Source organism: Mobiluncus porci, from assembly GCF_009695935.1.
In the GTDB taxonomy this organism is placed as follows: domain Bacteria; phylum Actinomycetota; class Actinomycetes; order Actinomycetales; family Actinomycetaceae; genus Mobiluncus; species Mobiluncus porci.
This window is the reverse complement of the sequence record NZ_VUMY01000008.1, coordinates 25,998-44,144: the sequence shown is the minus strand read 5'-3', so window position 1 is coordinate 44,144 and position 18,147 is coordinate 25,998. Positions and strand designations below refer to the sequence as shown.

The following is an 18,147-nucleotide window of genomic DNA, read 5'->3' as shown; positions in this document are numbered from 1 at the left end:
CGGAAGGCTGATGCCTTCCGTGAAGCGTTTTATTTGGAATCTTGGCAGTGTTACCGCGCCAATCCCAGGTCGATTTTCTTTCCAGTAATCCAGGAGATGACCAGGGCCGCTCCCACGCCAGAACCCACGCAAAGCGCCAGGATAAGCACGAAAGAAACCACCCCGGGAATGGAGTCAATTGGAGAAGCCACAAAGGCGCGAGGCGCGTTGGGGTCGATTTGAGAGACGGCTCCTTTAGCGGCGCTCTGCGGAGACTGGGGCACGATTCCGGAATCAATCTTTGGCTGAGCCGGATTGATGACCTCAGGACCGGCAGGCACAGACAAATCAGATCCGAGATTGGCATTCGGCGGTGTCTCTGACTGAGGATTTGAGGGAACCGCGGGAGTTGGAGAGGCATCGGTTTTGGGACCGCCCGCTAGGGTGTCAAGTTGAACATATTCCATGGCTGAACCGGCTTCCCCCTGAGTGGCCTCGGGGGACGGGGATACCGTGGCGGCACCCGCCAGCGGAGTGAAGAAAAATCCCAGCGCCAGCGCCACCGCTGCAATCACTAACCGCCTCATCGCATCCTGCCTTAGTTCTTTGAGTTTCCCTTCAGCGTTTTCCAGGCTCAGAAATCCCTTTTTTCGCGTATTTTGAAGAAAAACTTCATTTTCCTTACGGTTTCCATTGTACCCGCAACCATATCTATCGGTAAGCACTCAGATTACATTAGGCTTTTTTGATGATTTTTTTCGGTAATTTCAAGGTTTAGCGCGGCAAACATCCAGCGCTTTGTCCTAACAATTCGGGGCGACCCAGACAATTCTGAGTCGCCCCGAAAGTATGGAGTTATCTAAGCGGTTTAGTACATGCCGCCCATTTCGTCGCCAGCGCCTGCTGCCGGAGCCGGAGCCGGAGGCTCGGGCTTATCGGCCACCACGGCCTCGGTCGTCAAGAACAACGCCGCAATCGAAGCGGCGTTCTGCAGAGCCGAGCGCGTCACCTTGACCGGATCAGCCACCTTAGCGGCCAGCAGGTCTTCGTATTCGCCAGTCTGGGCATTCAGACCCTCACCCTTGGGGAGGTTGCGAACCTTCTCAGCCACAACTCCACCCTCGAGACCTGCGTTGATAGCGATTTGCTTCAGCGGAGCTTCCACAGCCACCTCAACAATCTTGGCGCCAGTAGCCTCATCACCCTGGAGGTTCAAATCCTGGAAGGCTTCTTTAGCGGCCTGAATCAGCGCCACACCGCCACCGGGGACGAGTCCCTCTTCCTTGGCAGCCTTGGCGTTGCGAACCGCGTCTTCGATGCGGTGCTTACGTTCTTTCAGCTCCACTTCGGTTGCCGCACCAGACTTGATGACAGCCACGCCGCCGGCGAGCTTAGCGAGACGCTCTTGAAGCTTCTCACGGTCATAATCAGAATCGGTCTTCTCGATTTCCTGACGCAGTTGCTTGATGCGAGCAGCCAAAGCGTCCTTATCGCCACCGCCGTCAACAATGGTGGTATCGTCCTTGGTCACGACCACCTTGCGGGCGGTACCCAACATCTCAATGCCGACGTTTTCGAGTTTGAGACCAACATCTTCGGAAATGACCTGACCTCCGGTCAGAATCGCCATATCCTGCAAGGTGGCCTTACGACGATCGCCAAAGCCCGGAGCCTTGACAGCGACAGTCTTCAGAGCGCCACGAATCCGGTTCACGACGAGGGTTGCCAGGGCTTCACCTTCGACGTCTTCAGCCACGATTGCAAGAGGCTTACCGGCTTGCATAATCTTTTCCAACAGCGGAACCAGGTCCTTGATCGTGGTGATCTTGTGATCCACCAAGAGGACATAGGCATCCTCCAGGACGGATTCCTGACGATCCGTGTCGGTCACGAAGTAGGGGGAAATGTAGCCGCGGTCAAAGCGCATACCTTCGGTAACTTCCAGGTTCAAACCGAAAGTGTTGGATTCTTCAACGGTGATAACGCCCTCATCGCCGACTTTCTCCATAGCCTCGGCAATCATCTCACCGATTTGCTCATCGCCAGCAGAAATAGAAGCGGTAGCAGCGATCTGGTCCTTGGTTTTCACCTCGACGGCATCATCCAGAAGGCGCTTCACTACTGTATCAACGGCCTTCTCAATGCCGTGGCGCAAAGCAATCGGGTTCGCGCCGGCTGCCACGTTGCGCAGGCCTTCTTTGACGATAGCCTGAGCCAAAACCGTAGCGGTCGTCGTGCCGTCACCAGCCACGTCGTCAGTCTTCTTGGCGACCTCTTTAACCAGTTCAGCACCAATCTTTTCGTAAGGATCGGCGAGATCGATTTCTTTCGCGATGGACACGCCATCGTTCGTGATTGTGGGAGCGCCCCACTTCTTTTCCAACACCACGTTACGGCCCTTGGGCCCCAAGGTGACCTTCACGGTGTCAGCCAACAGGTTCAAGCCGCGTTCCATGCCGCGACGAGCCTCTTCTTGAAAGGCAATCATCTTTGCCATTTAGTTCAACCTCCGCTTGAGTAAGTATTGCGGTGATGGAAACGCCCGCGACGGACGGTTTCGACCTACCGGTTCCTTTCTCCGGCGGAATCTTAACCTCGTTCACCATCAGTTTTGTCACTCGACTAGTTCGAGTGCTAACTCAATCTTGGCACTCTCACCCCTAGAGTGCAAGTTTTACGAAGTTTAGAGGCTCCCTACCAGCACAACCCTCACACCGGTAACATCCTCGCGAGGAACAATCATGTCGATACCGAGAACTTGCTGGATTTCCTTCGCTTCAGCCTCGGAGGCAGCCGGATAATAGATAGTGTTTTGTTTCGGTTTTGTGCCGGTAAAGTTCTCGGCAACCACCTGCGAATAGCCCTTGGCGGCGATTTTATCTTTAGTCTTAGCGGCTAAGCCGTTTATTCCCGAAGCATTCAAAACGGAAACGGACGTGGCCTTATCAACTTTGTCAGCGGCAGGTGTTTCTGCGGGAGAAGCTGTGGCGCTTGGAGAAGTAGCGGTTTCACTGGGAGTGGCGGTATCGCCAGTTCCTACCGAGTTTTCATTGCCTGCCACAGTTTCGCCGGGGCCGACTGATTCATTCGGCCTCGCAGTATCGCTCGTGGTGGGGGCCGGATTGGATGGTTCAGCGCCGGTGTTGGTGCTCGCCGGATGGGATCCCAATAGCAGCAGGAGAGCCCAAGCTAGCAGTGGCGCTGCAATAATGGCTATCACAAACGGCAAGAAACCGTACCACCAGGGCTGCCCGGGACGGTGCGCCCCGCGGGGCAACCTCTTCCCGATCCGGTCGAATTCATCCTCTGGATACTGCGCTTCACTCACATATTAAAACTAGCCGAGAACCGCGCCTCCCCGCTGTTTGCCACGCCCGACGCCTCTAAATCGCGTAGCCCCTAAGGCAACCGCCAATCCACCGGATCCGCCCCTTGCTCAGCCAGCAGCGCATTCGCCCGACTAAACGGACGCGACCCGAAAAATCCTCGCGAAGCCGACAAAGGCGAGGGGTGGACCGATTCAATTGCGGGAACGTTAGGCATAAACTCTTTCGTGCGCCTGGCATCATTGCCCCACAGGATTGCCACCAGAGGTTTCTTGGGTCGCGCCGCCAAGGCACGGATAGCGAATTCCGTAATGGACTCCCAGCCTTTGCCGCGGTGGCTGGCTGGCGCGCCAGGCTGGACGGTAAGCGCGCGGTTCATGAGCATGACGCCTTGTTCCGCCCAAAGAGTGAGATCTCCGGAAGTTGGCTGCTCGATTCCCAAATCATCAACCAGTTCTTTAAAAATATTGACCAGAGATTTCGGAAATTTTGTACCTGGCGTTACAGAAAATGACAGCCCCATGGCATGTCCCGGCGTGGGATAGGGATCTTGACCCACAATAAGCACTTTCACCTCAGCCATCGGTCGCGTGAAAGCATTAAAAACCAGGTTACCGGCGGGAAAATATCCGCGTCCCGCCAGGTTCTCCGTGCGTAAGAAATCCCCCATCGCATGGATCTGTGCCTCCACCGGACGCATCGCCTCAGCCCAATCCGGCGCCATGATTTTGTCTAAACTGCTCGTCACGCCTCCACCTTAGTTCATGACCGCCACTGAAACGCGGCATCTTACGCATCTACGATTTCTAAAGGAAAAATAGAAGTCGATAAAGTGGCAAAATTTCCGGACTTTTACATATCGAGGGCGAGGTCGAGGATGGGGGAAGAATGTGTGAGGGCTCCGATGGAGATGAAGTCCACTCCGGTCGCAGCAACCGCGGCGGCATCTTGAAGCGTAAGCCCTCCGCTAGCCTCGGTTTTGACACCTTCTGGAGCAGTGATGGCGACCGCTTCGCGCATCATGTCGGGGCTCATATTGTCCAGTAGCACGAGGTGCACGCCGAGGTCGGCGGCTTCGCGAACCTGTTCCAAGGTGTCGCATTCAACTTCGAGAGGGAGACTCGGGAAACCGGACCGAACCGCAGCAACTGCTGCGGTTAAAGAACCAGCGGCTGCAATGTGATTGTCTTTAATGAGCGCCGCGTCCCCGAGGCCCATGCGGTGATTCATTCCCCCGCCACAGCGCACCGCGTATTTTTGCAACACCCGCAATCCGGGAATGGTTTTGCGGGTGTCTCGCACCCGCGTTTTTGTACCACCTGGTACAGCAGCGATGGCGTCCACGAATTTCGCCGTATGCGTCGCCACGCCGGAGAGCTGACTGGCAAGATTCAGCAAGGTCCTCTCGGCAGTGAGCATAATGCGCGCCGGAGCGGTGATGTCGAGAATCACGTCTCCGCGCTCGACCCTTTCTCCATCCGTTTTCAGTATCGATACCGTTATCTCCGCGACGGTTTCTTGCAGGTTCGCCAAAACGAAGGGAACCGCAGCCGCCACCGGAACTCCGGCAATACGTCCCTCGGCGCGTGCCACCATCTTGGCATTCACCATGATTGCGGGGTCAAAAATCGCGTCTGTTGTCGCGTCAGGACCATAGGCCAGGTCTTCTTTCAAAGCGCGACGGATAACCTTCACGACCTTATTCACGTTGAGGCCAGCCTCCTCGATGGAGCCTACGATTTCTCCTGGAATCGTCAATTTACTCATTGGTTTCCTCTCTTTTGCGAGCTTCGGGATAGAGCAAAAATGTCATTTATTAATTGGCCACACTTTGAGTGATTTCGATTTCAAGTCGATCTTTTCCAGCGAGGCTTACATCTAAGTGTTTCACCCATTCCTCTCGCCGCTCGGGGAAGTCTAGGCGGCGGTGAGTTCCGCGGGATTCCTCCCGAGTCAGCGCTGCGCTCACCAGCGCACGCGCAACGATAGTCTGCGCGGCTGGCAGTTCAGCAAGTTCTTGTACCGCCCGTTCCAAGCCCTTGCGCTCTCTCAAAACCGACACATCGCGACTCATGATCTTTTGAATGGCCAATAAGACTTCGGATTCAATAAACACGGGTTCAGGAATCTTCGCGGGCTGTCCGGCAGGATGCTGGCACAGTTTCGGAAGATCACTCAAAGCGAGCTGCTTCGAAACGAGATTCCCCATGACCAGTGCTTCCGTCAAGGAATTCGAGGCTAGACGGTTGGCTCCTTGAACACCAGTACAGGCAACTTCCCCAATGGCATACAACCCGGGAACGCGCGTTTCCCCGCTCATGCTAGTGGCAATACCCCCGCAATAATAATGAGCCCCGGGACGAACCGGAATGGGCTCAACAATCGGGTCAACGCCGCGTTCGCTCACCAACTCATAAATGGTCGGAAATTTTTCTTTCCATTTCTTTTCCCCAAAGTCAGTGGCATCTAGGAACAGGTGGTCCAATCCGTGAGCCATCATGTATTCCTGTTCTGCGGCCGAAACCACGTCTCGAGGAGCGAGATCTTTCAGGGGATGCACGCCTTCCATCACCCGATTTCCGGCGCCATCAACAAGGAAAGCTCCCTCACCGCGGACAGCTTCGGAAACCAGGACACCGCGATCGCCCGGAACTTTAACGGGCGGTACAAAAATGGTGGGATGGAATTGCATGAACTCCAAGTCTCGCCCCGTTGCCCCCGCGCGCAAAGCCGCGGCCAATCCCGACCCGTTGGCAACCTCTGGGTTCGTGGTGGCATTCCACAACTGGCCAATTCCGCCAGTAGCGAGGATTACCGCGGTGGCCGAAATTACCCCGAAGCCTCTAGTTTCGCTTAATACGGTTGCTCCGCAAGTCCGCCCACTGGTATCAACAAGAACATCGCACAGTTCGCAATCTTCGTAAACTTTCAACGAGCCTTGACCGCCAGTATTCCAGGTGGCTCCGTCCATGGCAGCCACGTTCTTAGCCAAAGTAATTTCAATCTCGTGACCTGAAGCATCGCCGTTGGAGTGCAGGATGCGCCTGGCAGAATGGCCCCCTTCAAGATGGAGATCGATTTCACCATTGTCCCCGCGATCAAAACGTGCGCCGATACTCATCATCCATTCGAGAGCCTTCGGAGCCTCCTGAACCAAAGTGCGCACTGATGCCTCCACGCACAATCCCGCGCCTGCCACCAGCGTGTCCTGGACATGTGCTTCGAGGGAATCCCCAGGATCCCACACGGCGGCAAGTCCCCCTTGCGCCCAGTCAGTTGAACTGGCGGTGAGATCGGATTTGGTCACCACAACCGTATCTATACCGGCATAAATCAGGTTAATTACTGCCGTTAGTCCCGCAGCACCGGACCCCACCACTAGAACCGGGGTGGTTGCAGTCCATTTCGCTTCCATGATCGCCTTCTTCGGATGAGGACTCGGTTATTTGTCTTGTGTCAGGAGACACGCCCCAACGGTTTAGTGTTTCAAAGGCTGGGCAGTTTTACCGATGCTGATCATGCGTTCGACGCTGGCTCGAGCCTTTTCGATGATTTCAGGATCTACAAAAACTTCGTCTTTTCCTGTTTCCAGACAGGTCACCAGGTTATCCAGGGTGGTCTGGTTCATGAAGGGGCACTTGGCGTCGGCTTTCAAGGGCTCGAAAGTGGCATCGGGATTGGCTTTGCGCAAGGCGTGCAGCATTCCAACCTCGGTAGCCATCAAAACTCTGGTTCCAGCAGGAGCCTTTCGTGCTTCGACTATCATGCCACCTGTGGAAAGAATCTTGACCTTATCCTTGTCGAGCTTCCCCTCTTCAATGAGATCCACTGCCGCCTGGGTGCCACCGCATTCAGGGTGAATATAGACCTCAGCCTCAGGTTCTGCCAGAATCCGATCCATGAGAATCTCCGGAGTCATCTCGGCGTGGACGTGACAGGCTCCGTCCCAAATCACCAGGTTTTCTCGACCTGTCACCCGCTTCACGTGAGCTGCCAAGTTGCGGTCGGGACAGAATAAGACTTCCTGGTCCGCGGGAATAGAGTTTACGACGTCAACGGCGTTTGCCGAAGTACAGCAAATATCAGTTTCCGCCTTGACCTCAGCAGTGGTGTTAGCGTAACTCACCACCACTGCGCCGGGATGTTCCGCTTTCCAGGCTCGCAGTTGGTCTGCATTAATGCAATCGGCTAAGGAACACCCTGCCGTGGCATCCGGAATCAAGACTCGCTTCTGTGGGGAGAGAATCTTCGCAGTTTCCGCCATAAAATGCACCCCCGCAAAAATGATTGTTCCGGCGGAAGAATCAGCAGCCAAGCGGGACAATGCCAAGGAGTCACCGGTGAAATCAGCCACGTCTTGGACCTCGGGAGACTGATAGTTGTGGGCAAGAATCACGGCATCTTTTCGTGCGGCTAGCTCACGAATCTTTTCCTGCAGTGCTTTGGTTTTCTCATCAGTGCGAGTGTTCATCTGCAACTCCCTATCTAATTGTGCATCGAGCCACTTAACAGACTCGAACTGTTGACCGTCCGCTTACAAGGCGGGTGCTCTACCAACTGAGCTAAAGTGGCGGTTTCCCCAATTTTGGCACAGATGTGCTTTTATTGCCAAAGCGATAGGGCAGCATCGGTTCTCTTTTTGAAACGGCAAAGCACGACCCCATCGTTTCAGGAAAGGATTAGCGCGGCGAGTGTTGCCCCCAGGGCGAGGAGAACCAGGAGAGCGCGAGCCCAGATTCTCGGGAAAAACGCTCGAATCACACTGCGGGCTCCGGTTCGAATCGGCGCGAACGCGGGAAGAATCCACAGCACACAGGCGCAAAACCACGCAATCACTATTCTCGCTAGCCACGATTGTGTAACAACCGTTCCAAAAATCTCAAAACTACCCGGCCACCCGTCAGGGAATATCACTTCCGCCCCATTTCCGATTCCATAACTCGCGACCAGAGGCACCAAAATCCCCACCATTCCCGGGAGACCCGAGATCAGCCCCTTCACAAAAACCGCTGGTATCGAGAGTATCTTTCGCCGCGCTTGCCGGTGCCATCCCGCTGTTGCCGCCACCCAAATCGCAGCTACCGCGACCACACCCGCCACAATCTCACTGTGCGGCACCCAAGAGGCCCACGCCAAGCTCAGCGCCAAGAAAGTAAAAGGCACCGCCCTTGGCTCCTCTAGCGCTACCGATTCTTCGAGATTTTCCTCGTTGCCAGATTCAAAAGCTTCTGGATTTGCCTCAACCGTCTCGGGGAAAAACCTGCCGTGTAGAACCTCGGTTTCACCATTGGAAGACCCCTCACTCCCAAGGCTGTACCAATCAGTAAAATCTTGAACTCGGGTCGGAGAGATTTCTGGAACGCGTTCCAAGGCCTCCAAAAGCATCGGGAACTCTCCACGCCCTTTTTCCTGAGGAGCAAGCACCTCCCGAAACACTTCCGCCAAGTCCTCATCCAACCCCAACACATCGGGATTTCCAGCCAGGACTCGTGAAATCTGGATCACTTGGGAATCAGCCCCAAAAGGTGGTCGTCCCGTGAGTAAGAACAGTAATGTCGTAGCTAAAGCCCACCAATCATCGGCGAAATCATAAGCCTTGCCGTTGATAACTTCTGGGGAGATAAAACCAGGTGTCCCCACCACCAGGCCGGTTTGAGTCAAATGCTGAGCCCCTGAAGCGAAGGAAATTCCGAAGTCAATCAAAACTGGACCATTCGGTCCAAGGATGACATTGGCGGGCTTGATATCTCGGTGACAGATTGCGCGGGCATGGACGGCGGTGAGGGTATCACTCAGTAGTCCAGCAATTTCGGAGACATCCTCCCGTAACCACGGACCGCTGGTATGGACGTCTTCTTCCAAGGTGGGTCCGGGAATATACTCCGTCACCAAAAAGGCTTCTACCCCATCGACCTCCAGGTCAGAAACATGCGCGATTCCTGGAATATCAAGTTTTGAGAGAGCCAAAGCCTCGCTACGTAAACGCCTGCGTCCCGGCCCTTCATCGGAGTCTTCTCTCTCACCTAAACTAGCCCCGGGATTGAGCAGTTTCAAAGCCACCGGTTCCCCGCCCCCATCTTTAGCCAAATAAACTGTGGCAGAAGCACCGCTCCCCAGGCGGCGTTCCAGAACATAGCCCCCTACCACATCGCCGACTTGATGGCGCGAATTCGTCATAACTTCAGGATACCTAACGGGCATAGAAAAATGTTTTTCCGAAAACTGTGTATTTTCCATTAGTTTCTGGCACAATGGACTGAGTCGAAAACGTCGACGTCCGGCAAAGGAGCCGAAACTCTCCAAGCCTGGAACCTTTTACTCGGAACGTCCGGCACGTACCTGCCGGTGAAGGGATTATTGAATCATGGCTACTGTTACCTTTGATAAAGCCACTCGTATCTATCCAGGATCTACTGTTCCCGCAGTTGACTCCCTGGATTTAGACATTAAGGACGGGGAATTCCTCGTCTTGGTAGGACCCTCTGGTTGTGGTAAATCTACCTCGCTGCGGATGCTGGCAGGTTTGGAAGAAGTTAATGCGGGGCGCATCCTCATTGGCGATAAAGATGTCACCGATGTCCAACCGAAAGACCGCGACATCGCGATGGTATTCCAGAACTACGCGCTTTACCCCCACATGACCGTGCGCGACAACATGGGTTTCGCGTTGAAAATTGCGGGTACTCCGAAAGATGAAATCAACAAGCGCGTTGAAGAAGCTGCTAGGACCCTGGATCTGACCCAGTACCTGGATCGCAAGCCCAAAGCTCTTTCCGGTGGTCAGCGCCAGCGCGTGGCTATGGGTCGTGCTATCGTCCGTAAGCCCCAGGTGTTCTTGATGGATGAACCGCTGTCAAACCTGGATGCCAAGCTGCGTGTCCAGACTCGTACCCAGGTGGCTTCCCTGCAACGGAACCTTGGTGTCACGACCCTCTACGTGACTCACGACCAAACTGAGGCCTTGACGATGGGCGACCGTATTGCCGTTTTGAAAGATGGCATCTTGCAGCAAGTCGGCACTCCGGACGAAATGTACCAAAACCCGTCCAACGACTTCGTCGCTGGCTTCATCGGTTCTCCCTCCATGAACCTTAGGAAGTTCAAGGTAGAAGGCGAAACCGCTAAACTATTCGGTGCGGTTCTGCCAGTGTCTCCCGCGCAACGCTCCGCCATGGTTGACTCTGATAACGGTGAAATCACCATCGGTTTCCGCCCCGAAGATCTCTCCATCACGACGGATGATGGCGAAGGGGTGATGCCGATCGTGGTTGATGTCACCGAAGAACTCGGCTCTGATGCCTATGTTTACGGCCACTTCGAAGGAGATACTGCTGGAACCTCTGGTTCGGTGACGGATGACCACCTGGTAGTGCGCGTCCCGCCGCGTACCGCCCCGAAACCCGGCAGTGTTTTGAAGGTCAGGATTAACCCGGGCCGCCAGCACGTGTTCAGCGTTTCCGATGGCAAGCGCCTCCCGGAGTAAGTTTTCACTACCCCGCGGCTGGCGAAAACTGCATACTTTTTCAATAACACCCCTTCAATCGGCAGGTATCAACACCACCAAACCCAACCGCCTGCCGGTTGAAAAACCGGGCGACCCAGCTTCTGAGTCGCCCGGTTTTATTTGTCCTCACTCAGTTTCAGCTCCCTTTACTTCTCGACTAAAATTGCCCTGTGACACTTTCGTTTACCGCAGTAACTCCCGAACCGTCTTTACTGGATTTACCTTGGAATCTTCCCTTGGAAAACTGGCCGGAACACTATATTGCTTCCCTCCCTCATGGTATTTCACGGCATATTGTGCGTTTCGTGAATTTGGAGGACCGTATTTTGGCCGTAAAGGAAATTTCCGCGGAAGTGGCACGGCGCGAATATGAGCTGCTCCGCAACTTGGTACGTTTGGGCGAACCCACCGTGCATCCCCTCGCGGTGGTCACGGGAAGAACGGATCAAAACGGCGAGGAGCTCAACAGCGCCTTGGTGACCGAACACCTCCCTTTTTCTCTCCCCTATCGAGCCCTGTTTTCCACCAATATGCGCCCCGAAACCGCTACCCGTCTCATCGATTCGCTCGCAGTTCTCCTGGTGAGACTCCACCTTGCCGGTTTTTATTGGGGCGATGTTTCCCTTTCCAATACTCTGTTTCGCCGCGATGCTGGGGCTTTTGCCGGCTACCTTGTGGACGCTGAGACCGGTGAGCTCCACCCCGAGGGCCTTACTTTTGGACAGCGCTCCTATGACCTCGATATCGCCCGCACCAACATCATCGGTGAATTCATGGATTTGGAGGCCGGTGGCATTCTCGACGAATCCATCGATGCCATCGAGATCGGTAATCTCATTCAGGAACGCTACGACGCCTTGTGGAACGAACTGACCTCGGAAGAGACCATTTCCGCCTCGGAACGCTGGCGGGTGGAGGATCGCATTCACCGGCTGAACAATCTCGGTTTTGACGTCGGGGAAATCAAGATGCGCACCGACGAGAAAGACGGCAAGACACGAATTATTTTGAAACCCAAAGTGGTGGATTCCGGCCACTATCACCGCCAAGTCATGCGCCTGACTGGCCTCGATGTCCAAGAAAATCAGGGGCGGCGCATGATCAACAATATGCAGGCTTTCCGGGCTTTGAATCATCTGGATGACGCCCCCCTCGAGTTGGTGGCGCACCGGTGGCTAACCGAGGTTTTTGAGCCGATTGTAGACGCCCTCCCGCCGGAGCTTCGGGCCAAACTGGAACCCGCCCAGATTTTCCACGAGGTGCTCGATCACCGCTGGTTCTTATCCGAGAACCAGCATCAGGAAGTGCCCTTGAACAAGGCTATCGAGTCCTATATCCGCAAGGTTCTCCCCGAGAAGCCGGATGAGATGGCTCTTCTCGGCGCATAATCAGCGCTCCAACCCGTGCATACTGAGCACTCCAACCCGCAGAAAAGCAACTGCTCAATCCGCCGAGTGCTTCTCCAAGAACTCATACACTTCACGGTCATCGACTCCCGGGAAGGTTCCCGGCGGGGTCGCGGCGAGCATGTGTGAGTGAACTTTCACGCTCGGCCAGGCGTACCGAGCCCATTTTGCGGCCAATTCGGAAGAAGGTTCGCGGCAGCAATTCGGATCCGGGCAGTTCGAACTCAGCCGAAGATTCGTATCACGACCGCGGAAAAATTGTGCTTGTTCGAAAGGAACCCCTAAGGAGATAGAGAAATCTCCCGCCCGGTAGGGTTCCTGCTTCGAGACAGACCAGTAGGTTCCGGTCGGAGTGTCGGTGTACTGGTAATAGGGAGCCGCGGGATCGAGTTGTTCAAACACTTGCCGAGCTCCAAACTTTCGACACGCAAGCTGACCCTCGATGGAGCCATCAGTGTGAGTCGGAAAAACCACGCCATCATTGGCATACGCCTTGTAGATTGTACCGTCCGTTCCAACGCGCAGGAAATGAACCGAAATTCCCAAATGTTTGGTGGCAAGATTCGTGAACCGGTGCACGGCAGTCTCGTAAGACACCGCCACCCGATCAGCCAGATCCAATACGGAGATGTCTTTTTGCTTTTTATCTTCTTGCAGTTGTTTTACCGTAGAGCTCTGGGGCATCAACACGGCGGATGCGAAATAATTGGCTTCTACCCGTTGGCGCAAAAATTCGTAGTAAGAAGTCGGTTTGGGATGGTTGAGTGCCTGATCCCCCAGCGCCCGCAACACGATGTTCCTCTGGTCGCGCCCCCGCACCTCGGAACTGGACAGATAGATGCGGTGATGTTTCAAGTCGGTAATGGAACGCGCCCCCCGTGGCAGGTCAGGGAGTTTCACAATGGAAAACCCGAGATAGTTGGCTATTTCCTCCACCCCCGACTGCACCAGGGGGCCTCCGGTGAATCCGGTAGCCTCTGTCACTTCCGTAGCGAGGGATTCAATCTCAGGAAGATAGTTATCCAGGTTGTGCATTTCAATGTGGAGTAGCTGATTCGCTTTGCGCGCGGCCTCTGGAGAATCGTGCCCAATCTCAACGAGCTGCTGGAGCTTTCGATGTGTCGCCACCAAGGATTTCAGAGCATCGGTGGGAAGCCGCGGCCCGATATGCACTGTCGGAATCCCCAGCTTCAGCGCGGTCGGAGAGTCTTGGCGACTGGATAGTTCCAGTTCAAGGGCGGCTCTCTGGGTTGGTGGAGTCGGTTTCATCAACCCCTCTACAGTTACTCCCAAAGCAGTTGCAATCGCGTTCAGAAGGTTTAGGCGCGGCTCGCGCTTCCCGTTTTCAATCTGGCTCAACAGCGAAGTAGCACGATTAACCTTTTCACCAAGTTGCGTCAAAGTCATCCCTCGCGTAGTGCGAGCATGGCGAATCCGCGCCCCTAAAGTGGCGAGATCTATGCCCGCGTCCGCCGCGGGTGGGGACTCAACAGGAGCAGGAATCTCATCACGAGCCGCCTTGGTGGATCGCGATGGTTTCGCAGTTGGTGCAGCTGAATCAGTATCCTTACTAGCAGCCACAGTTCGCCTCCTCTGGTTCATTCATGTCGATTTCGGTTCAATCTCGATAAAACAGAATATTTTTGTTTCTTTAGTAAAGATTTTAGTTTCTACGCTACCATTTTTTTCTTATATGTGAAAATTTCTTTTTTTTCACATGATTTCGCCTTGTTTTTAGGCGCGAAAAGTTGAAAACTTTTAATAACAAAAGTTTTCACTCGACGACGAGCTGCAACCCGCCCCCCGAAGTTGAGTGACCGATTAGTAAGGAACCCCCTCATGACCGAAACCGCTGAAGCTCGTATCTCCCGTGTCGCCCAGGAAATCGAAAATGACTGGAAGACCAACCCGCGTTGGAAGGGTGTCAAACGCACTTATACCGCCGACAAGGTAGCCCGTTTGCAGGGTTCGGTTACCCAGGAGCACACCTTGGCTCGCATGGGCGCTGAGAAACTCTGGCAGGGCTTACACGACAACGACTACATCCACGCTCTTGGTGCCATCACCGGTAACCAGGCGGTGGAAATGGCTAAGGCTGGCTTGAAGGCCATCTATCTGTCCGGCTGGCAGGTTGCTGGCGACGGTAACTCCGCCTCCGAGACCTACCCGGATCAGTCCCTCTACCCCTACGACTCCGTGCCGAAGATGGTCAAGCGCATCAACAACGCTCTGGTCCGCGCCGACCAGGTCGATTACTCCGAAGGCAAGAACGATGTGGATTACTTCCTCCCCATCGTCGCCGACGCTGAAGCCGGTTTCGGTGGCCCGTTGAATGCCTACGAACTGGCCAAGCACCTCATCGAGGCTGGCGCTGCCGGCATGCACTACGAGGACCAGCTCTCCTCCGCGAAGAAGTGTGGTCACCTGGGTGGCAAGGTGTTGATTCCGACCCAGCAGCACATCATCAACCTCGAAGCCGCTCGTCTCGCCGCTGACGTGGAGGGCGTGCCGACCCTGTTGGTGGCCCGCACCGACTCCCTCGGAGCCAACTTGATCACCTCCGATGTGGATGAGATCGACAAGCCCTTCTTGACCGGCGAGCGTTCCTCCGAAGGTCACTACTACACCACTCCGGGCGCCGACGTGGTTATCGCCCGCTTGCTGGCTTTTGCTCCTTACGCGGACTTGCTCTGGGTCGAAACCAACACCCCGGATCCGGCCTTGGCTCGCCAGGTTGCCGAAGCCGTCAAGAAGGAATACCCGGACAAGATGCTCGCGTACAACTGCTCCCCGTCCTTCAACTGGCGCGCCAACCTCTCCGACGACGAGATTGCGAAGTTCCAGAAGGAACTCGGCGCGATGGGTTACGCCTTCCAGTTCATCACGCTGGCTGGCTTCCACCAGATCAACTACGGCATGTTCGACCTCGCCTACGGATACGCTCGCGAAGGCATGACCGCCTACGTCCGCCTGCAGCAGGCCGAATTCGACTCCGAGTCTCGCGGCTACACCGCCACCAAGCACCAGCGTGAAGTTGGCGCCGGCTACTTCGACTTGGTTTCCACCACCGTGAACCCCGAATCCTCCACCCTGGCGTTGAAGGGTTCCACCGAAGAGGCTCAGTTCTAAACCAATCCGGTCTAGGATGAAACCGTAACGACCCGGGCGGCACTACTGGCGAACCCGTCAAGGTGCCGCTCGGGTTTTTAGACACCAATCAGGCTTGACCTCATCGTTGAGGCCTCCCACTATCAAAGAGAAGAGAGAGAACATGGAATTACGTCCCGTAAACATCGTCCACCCCATTGTGGATGGCAAGGAAGTTATTGTGGATCGCGAGGATGAAATCCTCACCCCAGAAGCGTTGGAGTTTTTGAAGAAACTGCATGAGAATTTTTCCGGCCGTCGTGCGGAGTTACTGCGTGACCGCCACGATCGTCGCCAACAGTTGGTCAACGGTCGCCTCCCCCAGTTCTTGGTCGAGACCAAGGACATTCGCGAGGACGACTCCTGGAAGGTCGCACCGCTCGGCCCCGGCCTCGAGGATCGTCGCGTGGAGATGACCGGCCCGACCGACCGCAAAATGACGATTAACGCGTTGAACTCCGGCGCCGCGGCGTGGATGGCAGACTTCGAGGACGCCAACACCCCGCACTGGGAGAACGTCATCGGTGGCCAGGTGAACCTGAAAGACGCCATTGCCGGGACGATTACTTTCGATTCCCTGGAAGGCAAGCACTACGAGCTAAAGAGCTCCGACATCAAGGAGTTGCCGACGCTGCTGGTGCGCCCGCGCGGCTGGCACCTGGTGGAGAAGCACATCAAGGCCGGCAATGAGAATATGGTCGGCGCCTTGGTGGACTTCGGTCTTTACTTCTTCCACAATGCGAAGACTTTGATTGAGAAGGGCCGCGGGCCTTACTTCTATCTTCCGAAGATGGAGTCTCACCGCGAGGCGCGCTTGTGGGCTGACGTGTTCACCTACGCCGAGGAATACGTGGGAATCCCTCACGGCACGATTCGCGCGACTTGCTTGATTGAGACCATCATGGCCGCTTTCGAGATGGAGGAATTTCTCTACGAATTGCGCGATTACTCGGCCGGTTTGAACGCGGGGCGCTGGGACTACATCTTCTCGATTATCAAGAAGTTCCGTGATTCCGGCGCCAAGTACGTTTTGCCGGACCGTGCCGATGTGGGCATGACTGCCCCGATGATGCGCGCCTACACCGAGCTCCTGGTCAAGACCTGCCACAAGCGTGGGGCTTCCGCGATTGGCGGTATGTCCGCGTTTATTCCGTCGCGTGACGCGGCGGAAAACGCCGAGATTGAGAAGAAGGTTCGCGGCGACAAGGCCCGCGAAGCCGGAGACGGTTTTGACGGTTCTTGGTGCGCCCACCCGGGCATGGTTCCCTACATCCGCGACGAGTTCGACAAGGTGCTCGGCACGAATCCGAACCAGATTTCCAAGCAGCGTCCTGAGGTGGACGTGAAGGCGGAGGATTTGTTGAACGTCGCCGCCACCCCGGGCAAAATCACCGAAGGAGGCGTGCGGACGAATATTTCCGTGTCCTTGCGTTACCTCGAGGCCTGGCTCGGCGGAAACGGTGCGGTGGGTATCTTTGGTTTGATGGAAGATGCCGCGACCGCGGAGATTTCCCGCGCCCAGATTTGGCAGTGGGTCCACAACAAGTCGAAGCTCGATGACGGTCGCGAAGTCACCCGCGAGTTCGTTGAGGCTCTCTTGAAGGAAGAATCCGACAAGTTCGCTGCGGAACTCAGTGGGGACGAGGCGCGCTTGGCTCGCTTGAAGAGGGCGACCGAGCTCTTCGGGGAAATCTCGCTTTCCGATACCTTCCCGACCTTCTTGACCTTGCAGGTTTACGCCAACGACGTGGCGTAGGGCGTAGTCGGCGGGTCAGATGAAGCCACCGGGTCAGACCTCTCTGGCGCAATGAACACAGCGAATGTAGCCAGAAGGGTCTGACCCCAGTGTGGTGCAGCATGACCGCAACGGCGTATCCCAAATAGCTGGGTCTGTACCAATCGGTACAGGCCCAACAAATTAAAAATCCAAAATCACCGGCGCATGATCCGACGGTTTCTCTCCGTCGCGTTCTTCCTTGTCAATAAGGGCTTTCTGGATTTTCGGAGCGAGTGCGGGGGTGGCGAGGGCAAAATCAATCTTCATCCCCTGGTCACGCCGCCAGCGCGCCTTTTGATAATCCCAATAGGTCCAACCTGGCGCGCTCGCGCGGGTTACTTCAAACAAGCCCGCCGGTTTTGTACTGCCCGTTCCAATCTCGTTCAATTGTTCCAAACTGAGCGTCACCGCTTCCGGGAGTGTTCCCGGAGCCAAGAGGCGCGCAAAAGCCTCACGTTCGGGAACCGAAACATGGGTCGCGCCTTCAAATTCGACCATATCCCACACGTCTTCATCTCGCGGAGCCACATTGAAGTCTCCCATAAACAGCCCCAGCGCTTTCGGGTCTGTCTCCAGGAGAGACACCACGTGGGAGCGCAGGGAATCAAGCCAGTCGAGCTTGTAGCGGAAATGCGGGTCGTCCAGCTCTCGGCCGTTGGGAACATACAGAGACCAACATTCGATGCCATCGGCTCTCACGCCGATAACTCGAGGTTCCAAGGCGGGTGGTTCACCAAATTCGGGTTGCGGGATCTCTCCCGTGAACTGCATTCCGAGAAGATGCGCCTTGATTCCGGTTCGAACCGCAATAGCCACGCCGTTCCACTGGTTCTTGCCGTTTACGAACACCTCATAGCCTGCGGTTTTAAAGGCATCAGCGGGAAACTGATCCACGCGGCATTTTATTTCTTGCATTGCTAAAACATCAATGTCATGGCGTTCCAGAAAAGCCAGGACACGCCCGAGACGCGTGCGAATCGAGTTCACATTCCAAGTTGCGATACGCAC

General features: G+C 55.5%; 14 protein-coding genes and 1 tRNA gene. 4 read left to right on the top strand and 11 right to left on the bottom strand.

Going from position 1 to position 18,147, the window contains the following annotated elements; genetic code table 11:
• Positions 1–50: 50 nt before the first annotated feature.
• From FYJ63_RS05570 to FYJ63_RS05530, 9 genes are all read right to left on the bottom strand, one after another.
• Positions 51–566 carry a RodZ family helix-turn-helix domain-containing protein gene (locus FYJ63_RS05570; RefSeq protein ID WP_154544607.1) on the bottom strand — a complete coding sequence of 172 codons (516 nt, stop codon included), beginning with the start codon at positions 564–566 and terminating at the stop codon, positions 51–53.
• Between the two features lie 281 nt (positions 567–847).
• Positions 848–2,476, bottom strand: coding sequence for a chaperonin GroEL (groL, locus tag FYJ63_RS05565; RefSeq protein WP_154544605.1), 1,629 nt, complete (start codon positions 2,474–2,476; stop codon positions 848–850).
• 186 nt (positions 2,477–2,662) lie between these two features.
• The gene (locus tag FYJ63_RS05560) at positions 2,663–3,307 is read right to left on the bottom strand and encodes a LytR C-terminal domain-containing protein (protein ID WP_338106837.1); all 645 of its coding nucleotides are present in this window, start codon (positions 3,305–3,307) and stop codon (positions 2,663–2,665) included.
• A 71-nt stretch (positions 3,308–3,378) separates the two neighbouring features.
• Positions 3,379–4,053, bottom strand: coding sequence for a uracil-DNA glycosylase (locus FYJ63_RS05555; protein ID WP_287848559.1), 675 nt, complete (start codon positions 4,051–4,053; stop codon positions 3,379–3,381).
• Between the two features lie 104 nt (positions 4,054–4,157).
• Positions 4,158–5,072, bottom strand: coding sequence for a carboxylating nicotinate-nucleotide diphosphorylase (gene nadC, locus FYJ63_RS05550; protein WP_154544603.1), 915 nt, complete (start codon positions 5,070–5,072; stop codon positions 4,158–4,160).
• Between the two features lie 49 nt (positions 5,073–5,121).
• A complete protein-coding gene (nadB, locus tag FYJ63_RS05545) occupies positions 5,122–6,720 on the bottom strand; it encodes an L-aspartate oxidase (protein WP_154544601.1) in 1,599 nt (532 codons plus the stop codon).
• Between the two features lie 63 nt (positions 6,721–6,783).
• Positions 6,784–7,776 (bottom strand): quinolinate synthase NadA, encoded by a 993-nt coding sequence (gene nadA, locus FYJ63_RS05540; RefSeq protein WP_154544599.1) that lies wholly within the window; start codon positions 7,774–7,776, stop codon positions 6,784–6,786.
• Positions 7,777–7,804: 28 nt separating this feature from the next.
• A tRNA-Thr gene (locus tag FYJ63_RS05535) sits at positions 7,805–7,877 on the bottom strand.
• Between the two features lie 96 nt (positions 7,878–7,973).
• Positions 7,974–9,482, bottom strand: a complete 1,509-nt coding sequence (locus FYJ63_RS05530) for a serine/threonine protein kinase (protein ID WP_154544597.1) — start codon at positions 9,480–9,482, stop codon at positions 7,974–7,976.
• Between the two features lie 187 nt (positions 9,483–9,669).
• Between FYJ63_RS05530 and FYJ63_RS05525 the strand changes: the two genes are divergently transcribed.
• Positions 9,670–10,788, top strand: coding sequence for an ABC transporter ATP-binding protein (locus FYJ63_RS05525; RefSeq protein WP_154544595.1), 1,119 nt, complete (start codon positions 9,670–9,672; stop codon positions 10,786–10,788).
• A gap of 191 nt (positions 10,789–10,979) precedes the next feature.
• A complete protein-coding gene (locus FYJ63_RS05520; RefSeq protein ID WP_338106836.1) occupies positions 10,980–12,197 on the top strand; it encodes a DUF4032 domain-containing protein in 1,218 nt (405 codons plus the stop codon).
• A 54-nt stretch (positions 12,198–12,251) separates the two neighbouring features.
• Here the strand turns inward: FYJ63_RS05520 and FYJ63_RS05515 are convergent, their stop codons facing one another.
• Positions 12,252–13,796: a helix-turn-helix domain-containing protein gene (locus tag FYJ63_RS05515; RefSeq protein ID WP_338106835.1), complete on the bottom strand. Its 1,545-nt coding sequence runs from the start codon at positions 13,794–13,796 to the stop codon at positions 12,252–12,254.
• A gap of 258 nt (positions 13,797–14,054) precedes the next feature.
• Here FYJ63_RS05515 and aceA point away from each other — a divergent pair, with 258 nt between their 5' ends.
• Together aceA and aceB are read left to right on the top strand one after the other, a co-directional pair.
• Positions 14,055–15,344 carry an isocitrate lyase gene (gene aceA, locus FYJ63_RS05510; protein ID WP_154544591.1) on the top strand — a complete coding sequence of 430 codons (1,290 nt, stop codon included), beginning with the start codon at positions 14,055–14,057 and terminating at the stop codon, positions 15,342–15,344.
• 142 nt (positions 15,345–15,486) lie between these two features.
• Positions 15,487–17,118, top strand: coding sequence for a malate synthase A (aceB, locus tag FYJ63_RS05505; protein ID WP_154544589.1), 1,632 nt, complete (start codon positions 15,487–15,489; stop codon positions 17,116–17,118).
• A gap of 162 nt (positions 17,119–17,280) precedes the next feature.
• On the opposite strand, the gene FYJ63_RS05500 is transcribed toward aceB, so the two are convergent.
• Positions 17,281–18,147 (bottom strand): exodeoxyribonuclease III, encoded by an 867-nt coding sequence (locus tag FYJ63_RS05500; RefSeq protein WP_287848568.1) that lies wholly within the window; start codon positions 18,145–18,147, stop codon positions 17,281–17,283.

What these genes read in the sequence shown, in the direction of transcription:
- aceB (WP_154544589.1), top strand. Translation starts at nt 15,487, where the DNA reads ATGGAATTACGTCCCGTAAACATCGTCCACCCCATTGTGGATGGCAAG.
- nadB (WP_154544601.1), bottom strand. Translation starts at nt 6,720, where the DNA reads ATGGAAGCGAAATGGACTGCAACCACCCCGGTTCTAGTGGTGGGGTCC.
- FYJ63_RS05570 (WP_154544607.1), bottom strand. Translation starts at nt 566, where the DNA reads ATGAGGCGGTTAGTGATTGCAGCGGTGGCGCTGGCGCTGGGATTTTTC.
- nadA (WP_154544599.1), bottom strand. Translation starts at nt 7,776, where the DNA reads ATGAACACTCGCACTGATGAGAAAACCAAAGCACTGCAGGAAAAGATT.
- nadC (WP_154544603.1), bottom strand. Translation starts at nt 5,072, where the DNA reads ATGAGTAAATTGACGATTCCAGGAGAAATCGTAGGCTCCATCGAGGAG.
- groL (WP_154544605.1), bottom strand. Translation starts at nt 2,476, where the DNA reads ATGGCAAAGATGATTGCCTTTCAAGAAGAGGCTCGTCGCGGCATGGAA.
- FYJ63_RS05530 (WP_154544597.1), bottom strand. Translation starts at nt 9,482, where the DNA reads ATGACGAATTCGCGCCATCAAGTCGGCGATGTGGTAGGGGGCTATGTT.
- FYJ63_RS05525 (WP_154544595.1), top strand. Translation starts at nt 9,670, where the DNA reads ATGGCTACTGTTACCTTTGATAAAGCCACTCGTATCTATCCAGGATCT.
- aceA (WP_154544591.1), top strand. Translation starts at nt 14,055, where the DNA reads ATGACCGAAACCGCTGAAGCTCGTATCTCCCGTGTCGCCCAGGAAATC.